The 16,051-nt window shown below is 66.6% G+C and carries 20 protein-coding genes; 6 read left to right on the top strand and 14 right to left on the bottom strand.

Annotated elements, in window-relative coordinates; translation table 11 throughout:
* From RT424_RS21715 to RT424_RS21700, 4 genes are all read right to left on the bottom strand, one after another.
* On the bottom strand, positions 1–653 hold a 653-nt coding region (locus RT424_RS21715; protein ID WP_313442482.1), incomplete at its 3' end, for an NAD(P)/FAD-dependent oxidoreductase.
* 91 nt (positions 654–744) lie between these two features.
* The gene (locus tag RT424_RS21710) at positions 745–1,737 is read right to left on the bottom strand and encodes an LLM class flavin-dependent oxidoreductase (RefSeq protein WP_313442480.1); all 993 of its coding nucleotides are present in this window, start codon (positions 1,735–1,737) and stop codon (positions 745–747) included.
* Complete coding sequence (locus RT424_RS21705; protein WP_313442479.1) at positions 1,734–2,603, bottom strand: tetratricopeptide repeat protein; 870 nt, start codon at positions 2,601–2,603, stop codon at positions 1,734–1,736. Before RT424_RS21705 ends, RT424_RS21710 begins: the two co-directional genes overlap by 4 nt.
* Positions 2,604–2,623: 20 nt before the next feature.
* Positions 2,624–3,388, bottom strand: a complete 765-nt coding sequence (locus tag RT424_RS21700) for an alpha/beta hydrolase (protein ID WP_313442477.1) — start codon at positions 3,386–3,388, stop codon at positions 2,624–2,626.
* Between the two features lie 115 nt (positions 3,389–3,503).
* Between RT424_RS21700 and RT424_RS21695 the strand changes: the two genes are divergently transcribed.
* Positions 3,504–4,835, top strand: a complete 1,332-nt coding sequence (locus tag RT424_RS21695) for a glycosyltransferase family 39 protein (RefSeq protein ID WP_313442475.1) — start codon at positions 3,504–3,506, stop codon at positions 4,833–4,835.
* Between the two features lie 153 nt (positions 4,836–4,988).
* Here the strand turns inward: RT424_RS21695 and RT424_RS21690 are convergent, their stop codons facing one another.
* The 4 genes from RT424_RS21690 to RT424_RS21675 form a co-directional block, all read right to left on the bottom strand.
* Entirely contained in the window at positions 4,989–5,156 is a 168-nt protein-coding gene (locus RT424_RS21690; RefSeq protein ID WP_313442473.1) for a hypothetical protein, read from the bottom strand.
* Positions 5,157–5,159: 3 nt separating this feature from the next.
* On the bottom strand, positions 5,160–5,351 hold the full coding sequence (locus RT424_RS21685; RefSeq protein ID WP_313442471.1) for a helix-turn-helix transcriptional regulator: 192 nt from the start codon (positions 5,349–5,351) through the stop codon (positions 5,160–5,162).
* The gene (locus tag RT424_RS21680) at positions 5,348–5,761 is read right to left on the bottom strand and encodes a hypothetical protein (RefSeq protein ID WP_313442469.1); all 414 of its coding nucleotides are present in this window, start codon (positions 5,759–5,761) and stop codon (positions 5,348–5,350) included. The genes RT424_RS21685 and RT424_RS21680 overlap by 4 nt, the downstream gene beginning before the upstream one ends.
* Positions 5,762–5,902: 141 nt before the next feature.
* Positions 5,903–6,175 carry a hypothetical protein gene (locus RT424_RS21675; RefSeq protein ID WP_313442468.1) on the bottom strand — a complete coding sequence of 91 codons (273 nt, stop codon included), beginning with the start codon at positions 6,173–6,175 and terminating at the stop codon, positions 5,903–5,905.
* Between RT424_RS21675 and thrS the strand changes: the two genes are divergently transcribed.
* Positions 6,174–8,186 carry a threonine--tRNA ligase gene (thrS, locus tag RT424_RS21670; RefSeq protein ID WP_313442466.1) on the top strand — a complete coding sequence of 671 codons (2,013 nt, stop codon included), beginning with the start codon at positions 6,174–6,176 and terminating at the stop codon, positions 8,184–8,186. The two genes, RT424_RS21675 and thrS, sit on opposite strands and share 2 nt — an antisense overlap.
* Entirely contained in the window at positions 8,183–8,857 is a 675-nt protein-coding gene (locus tag RT424_RS21665) for a spermidine synthase (protein WP_313442464.1), read from the top strand. The genes thrS and RT424_RS21665 overlap by 4 nt, the downstream gene beginning before the upstream one ends.
* 143 nt (positions 8,858–9,000) lie before the next feature.
* Here RT424_RS21665 and RT424_RS21660 read toward each other — a convergent pair whose 3' ends face one another.
* From RT424_RS21660 to RT424_RS21635, 6 genes are all read right to left on the bottom strand, one after another.
* Positions 9,001–9,231 carry a hypothetical protein gene (locus RT424_RS21660; RefSeq protein ID WP_313442462.1) on the bottom strand — a complete coding sequence of 77 codons (231 nt, stop codon included), beginning with the start codon at positions 9,229–9,231 and terminating at the stop codon, positions 9,001–9,003.
* Positions 9,232–9,298: 67 nt separating this feature from the next.
* Entirely contained in the window at positions 9,299–9,637 is a 339-nt protein-coding gene (locus RT424_RS21655; RefSeq protein ID WP_313442460.1) for a hypothetical protein, read from the bottom strand.
* A gap of 36 nt (positions 9,638–9,673) precedes the next feature.
* A complete protein-coding gene (locus RT424_RS21650; protein WP_313442458.1) occupies positions 9,674–10,561 on the bottom strand; it encodes a bestrophin family ion channel in 888 nt (295 codons plus the stop codon).
* Positions 10,558–10,761: a hypothetical protein gene (locus RT424_RS21645; RefSeq protein ID WP_313442456.1), complete on the bottom strand. Its 204-nt coding sequence runs from the start codon at positions 10,759–10,761 to the stop codon at positions 10,558–10,560. The genes RT424_RS21650 and RT424_RS21645 overlap by 4 nt, the downstream gene beginning before the upstream one ends.
* 207 nt (positions 10,762–10,968) lie before the next feature.
* Complete coding sequence (locus RT424_RS21640; RefSeq protein WP_313442454.1) at positions 10,969–11,094, bottom strand: hypothetical protein; 126 nt, start codon at positions 11,092–11,094, stop codon at positions 10,969–10,971.
* Between the two features lie 75 nt (positions 11,095–11,169).
* Complete coding sequence (locus RT424_RS21635) at positions 11,170–12,162, bottom strand: agmatine deiminase family protein (RefSeq protein WP_313442452.1); 993 nt, start codon at positions 12,160–12,162, stop codon at positions 11,170–11,172.
* A 176-nt stretch (positions 12,163–12,338) separates the two neighbouring features.
* Between RT424_RS21635 and glnE the strand changes: the two genes are divergently transcribed.
* The 3 genes from glnE to RT424_RS21620 form a co-directional block, all read left to right on the top strand.
* On the top strand, positions 12,339–15,062 hold the full coding sequence (glnE, locus tag RT424_RS21630; protein WP_313442450.1) for a bifunctional [glutamate--ammonia ligase]-adenylyl-L-tyrosine phosphorylase/[glutamate--ammonia-ligase] adenylyltransferase: 2,724 nt from the start codon (positions 12,339–12,341) through the stop codon (positions 15,060–15,062).
* Complete coding sequence (locus tag RT424_RS21625) at positions 15,059–15,532, top strand: peroxiredoxin (protein WP_313442448.1); 474 nt, start codon at positions 15,059–15,061, stop codon at positions 15,530–15,532. Before glnE ends, RT424_RS21625 begins: the two co-directional genes overlap by 4 nt.
* Positions 15,532–16,051: ferritin-like domain-containing protein (locus tag RT424_RS21620; protein WP_313442446.1), on the top strand; the 520-nt coding region annotated here is incomplete at its 3' end. The genes RT424_RS21625 and RT424_RS21620, both read left to right, overlap by 1 nt.

The following is a 16,051-nucleotide window of genomic DNA, read 5'->3' as shown; positions in this document are numbered from 1 at the left end:
CCGTCGCCCTCGAGGCATTCCACCGCCACGCCGGTGCGCAGATCGACGCCGTGCGTCCGGTGCTCGTCCTGGTAAAACTCGGAAAGCGGCTCACCCGCCACGCGCGCCAGCACGCGCGGCAGCGCTTCCAGCAGCGTGACATCGAGGCCCAGCTTCGACAGCACCGCCGCCGCTTCCAGTCCGATGTAGCCGCCGCCGATCACCACCACGTTCTTCGTGCCGGCATCGACTTCGGCCATCAGCGTGTCGCAGTCCTCGCGGGTGCGCACGGCATGGACCCCGGCCAGCTCCGCGCCCGAGCAGGAAAGCCGGCGCGGATCGCCGCCGGTCGCCCAGACCAGCTTGCCGTAGCCGATAGTCTCGCCGTTCGAGAGCGTGAGTTCATGCGCCTCGGGATCGACTTTGGTGACTTCGGTGCCGAGCTTGAAGGAGATTTCCTTCTCCGCCCAGAACGTCGGCGGGCGGATGTAGAGCCGGTCGAACGTCTTCTCGCGCGCGAAATATTCCTTGGAGAGCGGCGGCCGCTCGTAAGGATATTCCGGCTCGCGGCCGATCACGGTGATGGTCCCCTCGAAACCGTTCTGGCGAAGGGCGATCGCGCATTGCGCTCCCCCGTGCCCGGCTCCCACGATAACGACGTCTGCCTTGCTCATGGTGCGTTGGGTTCAAGCAATTTCGCCTCGCGGTCAATGGCTCTACGCGAAATTGAATTGCGTCAGAGCACGATATCGCAGTGCCGGGCATTCATGTCCTGGCCGCTTCGAAGGCCTCCATCGTCAGCTCCAGCGAGCGGATCTGCGCATCGGGATCGAAGATCGCGCCGGAGACGATAAGTTCGTCCGCCTGGGTGCGCTCCACGAAGGCTTTGATTTCGTCCCGCACCCGCGCGGGGGTACCCACGGCGCTGACCGAGCGGACCTGCTCCAGCATGGCCTTGGCCGCGCCGGGCAGGCCTTCGCGATAGTCGCGGATCGGCGGCGGCAGTCGGCCGGGCGTGCCGGTGCGCAGGGCGACGAAGCTCTGGTCGGTAGAGGAGGCGAGATAGCGCGCTTCCTCGTCGGTTTCTGCGGCCACGACATTGATGCCTGCCATGAAGTGCGGCTTGTCCAGGACTTTGCCCGGTTCGAACCGCTCGCGATAGATCCTGGCCGCCTCGTCGAGCAGGGCGGGCGCGAAGTGCGAGGCGAAGGCGTAAGGCAGGCCCAGCATGGCGGCGAGCTGCGCGCCGAACAGGCTGGAGCCCAGAATCCACATCTGCACGTCCGCCCCGTCAGCCTGGGGCGAGGAGACGCCGCCGACCGCCTGTCCCGCGAAACGGGCCTGAAGCTCCACCACGTCCTGCGGAAAACGCTCGGAAGCGCCGACGATGTCCTTGCGCAGGGCATTGGCCAGCCGTCCGTCCGCTCCTGCCGCACGGCCCAGGCCGAGATCGACGCGGCCGGGGAACAGGGCCGCGAGCGTGCCGAACTGCTCGGCGATGATATAGGGCGTGTGGTTGGGCAACATGATCCCGCCCGCGCCGATGCGGATGGTGGACGTGGCCGCGCCGATATGGGCGAGCACGACCGAAGTGGCGCCGCCCGCGATCCCGTCCATGCCGTGGTGTTCGGCCACCCAGTACCGCGCATAGCCTGCCTTTTCGGCGGCCTGCGCCGTGCGGGCGGAAATGGCGAGCGCTTCGGCGACGGTGCCGCCCTGGCGCACGGAAACGAGATCGAGAACGGAAAGGGGGGTCATGGCTTCGGTGTTCCTTCCGGCCCAAGCTGGGCGAGATATTCCCGGGCGGTAGTGGCGGCCGGCGACTCAGGGCTCATGGCGACGACCGCGTTCCAGCTGCGCCGCGCGGCGTCGTCGCGCCCGCCGAGCACTGCGATGACGCCGGCCTCAAGGCCGACCTCGGGTTCGCGAGGCGCGAGTTGCGCGGCCTTTTCAATCTGGCTCTGTGCCTCGATCAGCTTCTTCTCCCGCCGCGAAAGCGTGGCGGAGAGCAGCCAGGCCTGCGCATTGTCGGGATCGGCCGTGCGGGCATCGGCCAAGGCCGTGGCGGCCTCGCCATTCTGCCCCAGCGAAACGAGCGCGCGGGCGCGGTCGAGTGAGATCGAGGCTCCCAGCGCGCCGTCGCTCGCCGCCTTGGCATCGATCGCGGCCGGAGCCAGCAGGCCCAGCGCCTCGCCCGCCTTGCCATTGGCCAGGGCCGCGTTACCGGCCATCGCGCCCAGCCGCGCGCGACTGCGATGATCGCCGGCATCGGCGGCGTCGCGCGCCTGGACGAAAGCCGCGCTTGCCTCTCCCCAGCGATCGAGATCGGCAAGCGCCACGCCCAGGCAGAGCCCGGCCCGCACCCGCTCGCGCCCTTGTGCGCTGGACAATGCCTTTCGCGCGACCTCGGCCGAGCGCTCGGGATCGGATTCGACCGCCAGCAGGCAGCCGTTTTCCGGCCGCAGCGGCAGAGGCCCGGCGAACTGGGCCGATTCGGTGTTCCGCTTGCGCGCCTCGTCTTCCTTCTTCTCGACGATTTCGCGGGGAAGCGCCGAGGCGTAAGGGCTGGACCCTCCGGCGCCCAGGGTCGACTGCATCAGCATCAGCGGGAGAAGAATGGGCATGGGAAGCGGTCCTTGAGAGGTCAGGCCACCGGCTCGCGGGCAAGAACCATTTCGGCGACCGTGCGCAACAACAGGTGTATGTCGGATTCGCGCGAAAGGCGGTGGTCCCCGTCCTTGATCAGCGTGACCTGCACATCGGCTGAACGCAGCCGTTCCGCCAGCCGCACCGAAATGTCCCACGGCACGTCCTCGTCCCGCTGGCCGTGGAGCAGGCGCACCGGCCCGTCGAAGGCAATCTGCCGTTCGAGCAGGAGGTTGGCCTGTCCGTCCGCCCAGAAGCCGGGGTGCGTGGGCGTGGGTTCGGGACCGTAGGGGTTATCTTCCCAGATCGCTTCGCCATCCGCGAGGACGTTCTTGTCCATCTGGGCAATGCCCCATTCGGTGAAATCGGGCGCGGCGGCCACGCCGATCAGGCCCTTCACCTTGTCAGGCGCCCCGGCCGCCAGCGCTTCGGCCACCATGAGCATGAGCCAGCCGCCCATCGACGAGCCCACGAGCACGACCTGCTCCAGACCGGCCGCCGCGATCACCGCGAGCACTTCATCGCGCCAGCGCGAGAGCGTTCCCTCTGCGAAATCGCCAGGGCTCTCGCCGCAACCGGAGTAGTCCAGCAGCAGGCAGGGGCGGCCGCTGGCCTGGGCCATGTCGAACAGCGCCGTGGCCTTGCTGCCGCTCATGTCCGACATGTAGCCGGGCAGGAACACGATCGTGGGTCCGGTGCCGGGGGTGAAGCGGTGGGCGATGCGGCGCCCGTCGGGCAGCTCCAGATAACGCGTCTCGGTCATGGCGGCCCATCTGGGGTTAGCATGTCGCGAGCACAAGGGCCGCATCACGGTTGCGAGATAAGCGATTCACAGCCTAAGGCTCGGGAAAAGCGCCTGATCAGGAAGCCGCCTCAGAATGTCCGCGCAGATTCTCGACTTTCCCACCCGCCCGAGCCGACTCGCGCTGCGCCTCGAATGGTTCGCCACCGAGCGATCCGTGCTGCTGGCGATCTGGGCGCTCTATTTCGCGCTGCGGGTGGCCGTGCTGCTGATCGACGTTACGCCCACGTCCGATGCCGCCTCCTACTTCGCCCGCGCCGTCGGGCTGGCCTCGGGAGAAGGTTATATGGACAAGGGGCTGCCGACGGCGTTCTGGCCTCCCGGCCTGCCGCTGGCGCTCTCCGTCATGTTCCACCAGTTCGGCATTTCGCATGTCTCGCTCGGCCTGTTCAATCTGGTCGCCGCGATGCTGACGGGGCTGCTGACCCTTGCGCTCGGCCGCCATATCTTCGCCAATGAGGCCGCTGCGCGTGGCGGACTGCTGCTTCTGGCGGTCTACCCCAACGCCATCGGCTATGTGCCGCTGGCGCTTACCGAAGTGTTCTACACCACGCTGCTGCTGGCGGGCTGCTGGGCGGTGATGACGCGCAGCAGCCGCTGGCAACTGATCGGCGCCGGCCTGATCTTTGGGTTCGCGACTCTCGTGAAGGCGCAGACCCTGGTCGTGGTGCCGCTGGTCTTCATGGTCGACTGGATGCGCGCGCGCGGGATGTGGAAGCGGCTGCCCGGACTGCTGGCAGACGGCCTGATCGTCGTTGCCGTCGCCATGCTGGTGGTGCTGCCATGGACGGTGCGCAACCATGCCCAGCTTGGCCATTGGATCGTCGTTTCCACCAATGGCGGCTACACCCTGCTCACCGGCAATCATGACACGGCAACCGGCGATTTCACCCCGAACGCGCCCGTCGTCCAACAGTTCATGGCCCGCACGGATCTCGACGAAGTCTCCAGCGACAAGGAAGCCGCCCGTATGGGACTGAACTGGATCGCGGAGAATCCCGGAAAGTTCCTCTCCCTGGCACCGAAGAAACTGATGCGGCTGTGGTTACCGGACGGCGAGGCGGAATGGGCCTATCAGGGCGGCGCGCCCGGCTATGCGCGCTTCGAGCCGGTCTACCGCGCGGTGCGCTACGTCAACCAGGGCTACTATGCGCTGCTGATGATCGGCTTCGCGGCGGCTTTCGCGGTCATGTCGCTGCGCCGGCTGCGCGAACGGACGCGCTGGGCCGGCTGGTGGCTGCTGCCCTACGCCATCGCCCTGTTCCCCACGCTGATCTGCCTGCTGTTCTCGGGCCAATCCCGCTTCCACTACCCGGTCATGCCGTTCGTGTGCATTGTTGTGGGCTGGCTAGTGGCGAATCTGGTGGAGCGGCTCGCCTGGACGCGGCGGCAGCCGACGCTTCACTAAAAATCCGCCTGCGGCGGATGTTTGCGGCACCGGCCCACGCCCGACATCCCACTAGTGTATCCTGATGGGAGGTCGGGTGGGGGCGCCTAAGAAACTTGGGGACCGGTGCCGCAAGCTCGTCACGGATGTGACGAGCGCACCCCAACACAGATTCTAAAGGAGAGCAGGTCCGATCACGCGGACGATGATCTTGCCGGTGGAAGCCTCGGCGGTTTCGGCCTTGCGGTGGCCGGAAGCCCGCGCATCGAGCAGGGTAAGGCCGGCGGCGAGCGCAAGCGCCACGGCCATCCATGCCCCGATCCTGCCCATCCGCCCAGACATCGCTCACCCCTTCAGGAAAATCTCCTCGATCCTCATAGCAAAGACTTCGGCGATGCGAAATGCCAAGGGTAACGAAGGGTCGTACTTGCCTGTCTCGATCGCATTGACGCTCTGGCGGCTGACGTCGAGACGCTCGGCAAGGTCCTGCTGGCTCCAGCCGCGCTCGCCGCGCAGTTCCTTGAGGCGGTTCCTCATGCGCTGCGGGCCGACCCGAAGCGCAAAAGGTTGAGCACCGCCCCCACCGCCAGCCCCAGGCACCAGAGCGGGAACACGAAGAACACCGGAAGCTTGGGCACGCTCGTGTAGAGCTCCAGGATGCCCCATACGCTGGTGACCGCCAGCGTCGTGCCGGTGGCGACGAGGAACTTCCGCACCTCCAGCATGCGCAGGTATTCGTCGTCCAGTTCCACCAGCAGCCGCGCCATCGCCCAGAGCCAGCCGACCACGGCGAGTCCGGGCAGGACCGCGATGGCGATCGTGCCGATGCCGGCCGGCGCATCGTCCGGAATCACCGCCGTCGCCAGGGCTATCGAGGCGACATAGGCGAACGTCAGCGGGACGAAACGCCGAAGGTAGCGGCGGAACGCCGGGTTGTAGGCGGCCATGGAGAACTCCTTGTCAGGCTAGGACACGATCTAACGAAACCGAGCGGAGTAGCGGCTCGTTGTGTAAAGCAAACTTGTCACTACACATCCAGCAAGTCAAGGGTGCTTTACACCGATCCTCGGCGATGATGGGGTGACTTTTCAGCCCGGCGTCGCTACATGAGCCGCAATGACGCAGCTGCGCACCACTTCGACCACGACTACCACCCGGCGCTTCCGGGGACGGTTGGTCGCGGCCTGAGCAGGCAGCCACCGTCGCCCGGAGTTCGGGCGAGCGGCGTCACTCTCCCGAATTCGGCGAAAATAGCGGCGCCGCACCTTCACCCGGAGGCGCGCCTGTGCCATGGCGCGCCAAAGTTTTCCGCCCACATGCTCTGGTATGGCATGGGGCAAACGAGAGATGAGTTCGTCCATGTCCGAGATGTTCAAGATCAGCCTGCCCGACGGTTCGGTTCGCGAGATGCCCGAAGGCTCCACCCCGGCGGACGTTGCTGCCGCCATCGGCCCCGGCCTTGCCAAGGCCGCGCTTGCCGCAAGAATCGACGGCGAACTGGTGGACCTCAGCCTGCCTTTCACCGGCGACGCCCAGCTTGCCCTGGTGACGAGCCGCGATGAGGAAGAGGCGCTGGACCTGGCCCGGCACGACTTCGCGCATGTCCTGGCCGAAGCGGTGCAGGCGCTGTTCCCCGGCACGCAGATCACGTTCGGCCCATCGACGGACGACGGCTTCTACTACGACTTCGCGCCCAATCCGGAGCGCGGGCCGTTCACCGACGACGACCTGCCGGCGATCGAGGCGGAGATGCGCAAGATCATCGCCGCCAACAAGCCGCTCCGCCGCGAGGTGTGGGACCGGGAAACGCTGATCAGCCGCTGGAAACAGCAGGGCGAGAACTTCAAGGCCGAATGGGCCGCCGAACTTCCCGGCGACGAGCCGCTGACCGTCTACTGGTCGGGCGAGGACTGGCTGGACATGTGCCGCGGCCCGCACCTGCCCTCCACGGGCAAGCTGGACCCGGCCGCCTTCAAGCTGACGCGCGTTTCGGGCGCCTATTGGCGCGGCGACCAGAAGAACGCGATGCTTTCGCGCATCTACGGCACCGGCTGGCTGAACAAGAAGCAGCTTGCCGCCCACCTGACGCGCCTTGAAGAGGCCGCCAAGCGCGACCACCGCAAGCTCGGCAACGAGATGGACCTGTTCCACCTCCAGGCCGAAGCGCACGGCTCGGTGTTCTGGCACCCCAAGGGCTACGTGATCTACCGCGCGCTCGAGGACTACATGCGCCGCGCGATCAGCCAGGCGGACTGCAAGGAAGTGAAGACGCCGCAGGTCATGGACGCGCGGCAGTGGGAAGCCTCGGGCCACTGGGGCAAGTACCGCGAGAACATGTTCGTCATCCCCGACGAAGTGCCCAACACCGAGGACGACGGCCCGATCATCTCGGACGAGGCGCAGTGGATGGCGCTGAAGCCGATGAACTGCCCGGCGCACGTCCTGATCTTCAAGCAGGGCATCAAGTCCTACCGCGACCTGCCGCTGCGCATCGTCGAGAACGGCTGCTGCCACCGCAACGAGCCGCACGGCGCGCTCCACGGCCTGATGCGCGTGCGCCAGTTCACGCAGGACGATGGCCACATCTTCTGCCGCGAAGACCAGATCGTCGGCGAAGTGCAGGCCTTCTGCGAAATGGCGGACCGGGTCTACAAGGACTTCGGCTTCACTTACGCGATCAAACTGGCGCTGCGCCCGGACAACCGGATCGGCACCGACGAACAGTGGGACAAGGCCGAGTCCGAACTGCGCGACGCCGTCGTGCGCGCGGGCCTTGCGACCGAGGAATATGGCTGGGAGGAACTTCCGGGCGAAGGCGCGTTCTATGCGCCCAAGCTGGAATGGCACCTGACCGACGCGATCGGCCGCACCTGGCAGGTCGGCACGATCCAGTCCGACCGCATGCTGCCCGAGCGTCTCGACGCCAGCTACATCGGCGAGGACGGCGCGCGCCACCGCCCGGTCATGCTGCACCGCGCGATCTTCGGTTCCTATGAGCGCTTCATCGGCATCCTGATCGAGCACTTCGCCGGCAAGCTGCCGGTCTGGCTCGCCCCGGTCCAGGCCGTGGTCGCCACGATCGTCTCCGACGCCGACGACTATGCGCAGGACGTGACGCGCAAGCTCAAGGCGGCCGGCGTGCGCGTGGAAACCGACGTGCGCAACGAGAAGATCAACTACAAGGTGCGCGAACACTCGCTGAAAAAGGTTCCGCACCTGCTGGTGGTCGGCAAGCGCGAGGCGGAGGAACAGACCGTCGCGCTGCGTACGCTGGGCGCCGAGCACCAGAAGGTCATGACCCTCGACGAGGCGATCGCGCTGCTCAAGGTCGAAGCCACCGCGCCGGACTTGCGCACGGATCTGCCGTCATGATCAAGCGCGAGCTTATCGACACCGCGTGGATCCCCGACGGGGAAAAGCTCGAACTCTACAAGCACGATCAGGATTACATGATCGTGCTTGGTCACAACGAGCTGATGTCCACGCGCAAGTGGGGCAGCGAGGAAGCCCTGGCCACGATGGCCTGGGACCGCATCAAGGGTATCACCAAGCGCCCGCATATGCTGATCGGCGGCTATGGCATGGGCTTCACCCTGCGCGCGGCGCTGCGTACGCTGCCCGAGGATTCGAAGTTGACGGTCGTGGAACTCGTGCCCGAGATCATCGAGTGGGCGCGCGGGCCGATGGCCGAACTGGCGCAGGGTTGCCTGGACAATCCGCGCGTCAATCTGGTCATGGGAGATGTCGGCCACGTCATCGACGGCTCACGCGCGGACTACGACGCGATCCTCCTCGATGTCGACAATGGCCCGGACGGACTCGTGCGGGAAGACAACAACCAGATCTATTCGAAGACCGGCCTGCGCGCCGCGCGCAATGCGCTGACACCCGACGGCGTTCTGGCGATCTGGTCCGCAGGCGCCGACCCCGCCTTTACCCGCCGCCTGGAACGCGCCGGGTTCAAGGTGGACGAAGTGAAGGTCTCCTCGCGCAGCAATGGCAAGGGGCCCAAGCACGTCATCTGGTTCGCGACGCCAGAGTGAAAGGGCACCCGTCGTCCCGGACTTGATCCGGGACCGCTGGCGAATCTTTAGGCCGCGGCCCGGCGGCAGGGCGATCTGCTGAGAGTTGGGCTGTTCCCTGCCAGCGGTCCCGGATCGAGTCCGGGACGACGATTATCGCCGCTTCAGCCGGGCAGGCTCCGCCCGCCTGCGACCGCCCGACGTGCCTCGATCCGGCGCGCCTTGGCCCTGCCCGTCGCTGCGACAAGGACGCTGGTGCTCAGCAGAATACCCGAAACCAGCAGCCCCACGGCGACCAGCCCCGGCGGGCTGAAATCGGTGCGCGCATCGAGTTCGGCCCATTTGCCGAGTCGAATGCTGGCGCGGGTAGTCTGACGATCCTTGGATAGACGCATCGATAGCTCCTTGCCCGAGAGGTCGCGGTTTACTGCCAGCGGTCCCGGATCAGGTCCGGGACGACGATCATCGATCGGTCAGCCGATCCAGCCAGGCCTGCGCCTGCTTCGGCTCGCCCACCGCATCGGCCCTTACCGGACCGCGCGCCGCCAGGAATTCCTGGTGGAGCGCGAAAGGCTCCATGTCGAGCTGGTCGCGCAGATCGTCGATTTCTTCCGCAAGCTCGGCCAGACCGTCCACCATCGGAGCGGCCTTGGCGCGGGCCTGCTTGTCCTTGTTATGACCGAAAAGGCCCCACTGCCCCGCCGCCGTCGCGCGCAGCGCCTCGATCAGCGCGGCACGATAGTCGATTTCGAGATCGGCACGGCGCGTGTCCATGCGTTCGAGGCGGTCTGCTTTGGCCATGGACAGTCCCTGAAGCGTCCATAGCCAGCAGTCAACTCACCAGAGGATGCCGTGCTTGTCGACCGTGATCGGCGGCGGGGCCTCGTCGCCGATCGACTGGAGCAGATCGATCTCGATGGTGCGGCACATGGCGTTGAGCGGCAGATCGTGCACCGTATTGGCGAAAGGATCGACCAGATCGTCGCCGATCGCCAGCACTGCCAGAAACATGATGCCCGCGATGGTGGAGCCCAGCGGCGTCGCCACGCCCAGCGTCTCCACCAGGCCGATCGGCAGCAGGATGCAGAACATATGCGTGAAGACGGTCGGGAAAAAGCGGTACTGGTACGGCAGCGGCGTGTTCTTGAGCCGCTCCATCCCGCCCTGGGCATTGGCGATGTCCACCAGCACGGCTTCCATCTGCGCCTGCTGAATCGTGTCGATCCAGCCGTTGCGACGGGCCTCGTCGATGCGGCGGCCAGTATCGTCGAGAATGCCATTGGCAATGTTGGCCCGCTCCAGCGACGAATCGGCGTCCCCGCGCGAGAGCATGCGCAGCACTTCCGCATCGGGCTTGATCCGGCGAAGCTGGCAGCGCAGCGCATTGACGTAGGCGATCTGGCGCAGGACGACGCGGCGCTTCAGTTCGGCCGCATCCGGGTCCGGCATGAAATTTCGGGCAGCGCGCGCGATGTTGCGGCTTGCATTGATCATCAGTCCCCACAGCCCGCGCCCTTCCCACCAGCGCTGATAGGCCGAGTTGCTCCGGAAGCCCAGGAACAGGGCCAGTGCCGAACCGAACAGCGTCACCGGCAATTCCGGCGCATGGAACGGCAGCACGAAGTACGTCACGGTAACGATGACGTCCCAGACGAACAGCAGGGTCAGCGGCTTCCAGATTTCCCGTAGGATCTGGACGGGTTGCAGCGAGGGCGTGACGATCATCGCTTGATGGTATCTCCGTGCGCGGTAGCGGCCTTGGACAGCGCGACGGACGTTCCCGAAACCGGCCTCAGGGTGAACCAGTCAGCCCTGTCGATCGCTACGAGAAAGCCCAGCACGCCAAGGCCAAAAAGCAATAGCAGAAAATTGCCGACAAGCGATTGGCGAAGGCGAGCCCGCTCGGCGTCAGAAACTTGGCGCATGGTGATTCTCCTTCCAGTGACGCGAACGGACAAGGTGGGGAAGGATGATTTCGTTTGCATCGACAGTTTGTGACAATGTTTTGCTGCGCCGCAGCAGTCACGATGTGCAGTGCAGCAAAAACGGCAAACCGCCGTCGGTTTGCAGCCGCACTCTGAAATAGAACGGAAACTCGCGAGTTAATCGCCGGTACCAAACCGTGCGCGCGTTCAGAACGGCAGCGCGCCCTTGGCCAGGATCAGGGCCAGTGCGCAGCCGCACACAAGAAGGCCGCGCAGAAGCTCGTCCTGCCGAAGGTTACGGGCGCTGTGCGCGAGAGCGACGATACGAGCCATGCGAGCGACCATGCGGGCCGACCCGTTGCTATTCCGTTAAAACCCTTGGGTCCAAACGCCCTCTCGCGCTCCTGTTCAGCGCGAGGGCATCTGTTGGCTGGAGCAGTGGAACGAGCCGCCGCCCGCCAGCACCGCGTCCGCCATGACGCCCACCGTGTCGCGGTCCGGGAACAACGCCGCGATCGCGGCAACGCCCTCTTCGTCGTGCGGGGTTCCGTAGATCGGCACGACCACCAGCTTCGAGGTGATCGCAAAGTTCATATAGCTGGCCGGTTCGATACGCATTCCGGATTCCTGCGCCGATTCGACGCGGCCGGGCGAAGGCACCTCGCGCACCGTCACGCCCATGGCTTCGGCACGGGCCTTGGCATCGGCATAGATCGCGGCGTTGGGATCGTTCGGGCCGGTCGCGCGCGGCAGGGCCAGCACGTTAGGCGCCACGAAGCGGGCCAGATTGTCGACATGGCCGTCGGTGTGATCGTTGATCAGTCCGTCGCCCAGCCACAGCACGCGGTCATAGCCCAGATCTCGCTTCAGGCGCATTTCCAGATCGCCGCGCGTCAGCTGCGGATTGCGATTCGGGTTGAGCAGGCACTGCTCGGTGGTCGCGACAAGCCCGGTGCCGTCGCCGTCCAGCGCGCCGCCTTCCAGGATCCAGTCCGAAGTCTCCACCTCAAGCCCGGCATCGCGGGCCAGTTCGGCGCCGATCTTCTGGTCGCCCTCCATCAGGTACTTGCCGCCCCAGCCATTGAAGCCGAAGCGCATCGCCTTGAGCGCGCCATTGCCATCGGACACCACTAGCGGCCCGGTGTCACGCAGCCAGACGTCGCCATAGCGGTGCACTTCCAGCGAGACTTTCGAGGATACGAGCGAAGCCGCCCGCGCCCGATTCACCTCGTCGCGCACGACAAGGCGCACTTCCTGCCCTGATTCGGCGACGGCGGAGGCGAATTCCGCCATCTGCACTTGCGCGGCTTCGAGGAAGCCCGGCCATTCCACGGGATCGTGCGGAAACCCGATCCAGATCCAGTCCTGCGGATGCCATTCGGGGGGAAGGGCGAACGTCACGGGCAACCTCCTTCAGCCGCGGCGCAGAGCTTGTCGCCGCGCGAACGGCCGAGCGGATAGAAGACCGCCGCCCTGGGAGCAATGCCTCAATGATACGGAAATGCTTGTTCTTGGCGCCGGGCTTGCCCTTTGGAGACGGGCTTGCCCTTGGCGGCGGGGGCAGGCAGGAAGCCGGGATGGATGCCGAACCGAAAGCCGACTGGACGGGCGCGATCGTGCGCGCGCGCGCCCACGCCCCCTATCTTTCCAGCGCGCTCGACCGGCTTCCTGCCCTTACCGAACTGCTGGCCGCCGGCGAGGGCGAGGCGGCGCTCGACTGGGCGCGCAACGCAGGCGAAGGCGCGCCCAGCGTCGGCGCCGCGTTGCGACGCGAGAAGCAGGCCCTCGCCCTTGCCCTCGCGATCGGCGATCTTGCCGGAGCCTATCCGCTGCTCAAGGTGACCGGCGAACTCTCCGCGCTGGCCGACCGGGCGCTGGACTCGGCCATCGCGGAGGGCATTCGCCGCCGCGTGCCCGATGCCGAGCCGGCCGGCTTCCTCGCCCTCGCGCTCGGCAAACATGGGGCGGGCGAGCTCAACTACAGTTCGGACATCGACCCGATCCTGCTGTTCGATCCCCTGCTGCTCCCCCGCCGCGATCGCGACGAACCAGGCGAAGCGGCCCAGCGCGTCGCCCGTGCGGTGGTGGAAATCCTCGCGGGCGTCACCGACGAGGGCTACGTCTTCCGCACCGACTTGCGGCTGCGTCCGGCATCGGAAGTCAGCCCGCTGGCGATCTCGATCAACGGCGCCCTCACCCATTACGAATCCTCCGCCCTCGCCTGGGAGCGCGCCGCGTTCATCCGCGCCCGCGCCTGCGCCGGAGACGTGCCGGCGGGCGAGGCATTCCTGGCCGCAATCCGCTCGTTCGTCTGGCGCAAGAGCCTGGACTTCGGCGCCATTGCCGAGATCGGCCGCCTCACCGCGCAGATCCGCGCCAATACGCGCGGCAGCACTACCGTCGGCCTCGGGTTCGATCTCAAGAAAGGTCGCGGCGGCATTCGCGAGGTGGAATTCTACGCCCAGACCCACCAGCTGATCCACGGCGGCCGGAACCCCGCGCTGCGCCTGCGCGGCACCCGCGCCACGCTCGATGCCCTGGCCGAAGCGGGCCTGGTTCCGCTCGAAGACGCGCGGCTCCTGGGCGAGAGCTACGACCGCCTGCGCACCGTCGAGCACCGTTTGCAGATGATGCAGGACCAGCAGACGCACTCCCTGCCGATGAAGGAGGAACTTCTCGACGAAGTGGCGCGGCTCGACGGGCTGCCGGACGCTTCCGCCCTCATCGCCGAGCTTACCCGGATCACCGATGCCGTGGGCGAACGCTATGACGCGCTGGTCATGGCCAACCTGCCCACCGGCACCACCGTATCGGTGCCGGCACCGGCGCAGGACGACTTGCGCGACGAACTCATGCGCATGGGCTTTGCCGATCCGGACGCCATGGTCTCCCGCATCGAAGGCTGGCTTTCCGGCCGAATGCGCGCCTTGCGTTCCGACGCCGCAAGGGTGGCGTTCGAGGCGATTCGCCCCGGCCTGCTCGCCGCCCTTGCCGCCGCCCCGGAACCGGAGCGGGCCATGGCGCGCTGGGAGCAATTGCTCAACAACCTGCCCACCGCGATCAACCTGTTCCGCCTGCTGGAAGCCCGCCCGGCGCTGATCGAGCGTCTCGCCCGCATCCTCAGCCTGGCCCCGCCCCTCGCCGACGCACTCGCCCGCCGCGCGGACCTGCTCGACCCGCTGATCGACGCCAGCGCCTTCGACCTGCCCGGAAGCCTGCCAGACCTCGTCGCCGAATTCGGACACTTCGAGCCGGGCGACGATTACGAGCGCAAGCTCAACATCGTGCGTCGCAAGGTCGGCGACCGCCGCTTCGCCCTTGGCGTGCAACTGATCGAAGGCGTCAACGATCCGCTCGACATCGGCCATGCCCTCGGCCGAATCGCGGAAGCCGCGCTTGTCGTGCTCACCGATGCCGCCGTGGCGGAATTCCGCGAGGTTCATGGCGGCGTGCCGGATAGCGAACTGGTGGTCCTGGGCCTCGGTCGCATGGGCGGCGGCGTCCTCACCCATGCCTCAGACCTCGATCTCATCTATCTTTTCACCGGCGACTTCGGCCGCGAGTCGAACGGAGGGCGTCCGCTGGGGGCCACGCTTTACTACAACCGGCTGTCGCAGCGGGTGACGGCCGCGCTCTCGGTGCAGACCGCCGAAGGCGCGCTTTACGAGGTGGACACCCGGCTGCGTCCCTCAGGCGAACAGGGTCCTCCGGCCGCGACCCTCGAAAGCTTCGCCCGCTATCAGCGGGAACAGGCCTGGACCTGGGAGCACATGGCCCTGTGCCGCGCGCGCGCGCTCTATGGCTCCAGCGAAGCGCGCGAGCAGCTAGGCGCCATCATCCGCGACGTCCTCACCGCATCGCGCGATCCGGCCAAGCTGCGGACGGACGTGCTGGAAATGCGCACCCGCATGGCCGGGCACAAGCCGCCCAAGGGGCCGCTCGACGTCAAGCTGATGCGCGGTGGGCTGGTGGATCTGGAATTCCTCGTCCACTTCACCCAGCTTCGTAACGGGACCGGTCTCGATGCGGATCTTGGTGAAGCGCTGCGTCAGCTGATCGCGCAAGGGTTGCTCCCGGCCATCCTGGGACCGGCCCATGACGTGCTCACTCGCCTGCTCGTCGCCGCGCGACTGCTCGCGCCCGATTCGTTGAAACCCGTCGACGCCGCCTGCATGGCGCTCGTGCGCGCTTGCGGCTATGGCCGCTGGCAAGACCTCGAAACCGCCCTCGACCATGCCCGCGCACAAGTCGCCGCGGCATGGACGCAGGCCTTCGACGAAGCTTTGGAGATTACCCGATGACCACCCGCCCGACTGCCGGCGACGCCTTCCCGGACATTGCCCTCGAAACGCCCGAAGGCGGCAGCGTCAAGGCATCGGACTTTGCGGGCCGCAAGCTGGTCGTGTTCTTCTACCCCAAGGACAACACACCGGGTTGCACCACCGAGAACATCGATTTCTCGGCCCTCAAGGACCAATTCGAAGCCGCCGGAACCGCCCTGCTCGGCGTCAGCAAGGATTCCGCCAAAAAGCATCAGAACTTCATCGCCAAGCACGATCTCAAGGCGCCGCTCGCCACCGATGCCGAGGAAAACGGCCTCTCCGACGCCCTCGGGATCTGGACGGAAAAGCAGAACTACGGCCGCACCTACATGGGCATGGTCCGCACCACCTACCTGATCGGACCGGACGGCAAGATCGCCCGCGTGTGGGACAAAGTGAAGGTCAAGGACCACGCCCAGCAGGTGCTGGAGGCCGCGAAGGCCCTCTGATGCCCCTTTCTCCCGAAGCCGTTTCGGTCGCCGCCGCGATCCGCGAAGTGCTGCTCGAATGCGATCCCCGCGCCAAGGTGATGGGGACACGCAAGGTGGCGCGGGACTGGCGACTGGGTAGGCTGTCCTTCGCATTCGACATCGCCATGCCCGAAGTTCCGGGTCGACCCGAGGCTCCGGAACTGCTCCCGCCGAACCGCATGCCCAAACGCGGCAAGGGGGGCTCCGAAAAAGGGCGAATCGCCCTCTGGCACGCCCTGGCCCATATCGAGTTCGTCGCCATCGATCTTGCGCTCGACATGGCGGGACGCTTCGGCGGCGAAATGGGAGAGGCCTTCGTCGGCGACTTCCTGGTAGTCGCGGCGGACGAGGCCATGCATTTTGCGCTTATCGACCGGCACTTGCGCAGCCTTGGCAGCAGCTATGGCGCTTTGCCCGCCCATGACGGGTTGTGGGAAGCGGCCCACAAGACCCGCGGCGATGTCGGTGCGCGTCTTGCGGTCGTGCCGATGGTGCTCG

The organism is Novosphingobium sp., assembly GCF_032093395.1.
In the GTDB taxonomy this organism is placed as follows: Bacteria; Pseudomonadota; Alphaproteobacteria; order Sphingomonadales; family Sphingomonadaceae; genus Novosphingobium.
This window is presented reverse-complemented; position numbering and strand designations above follow the sequence as displayed.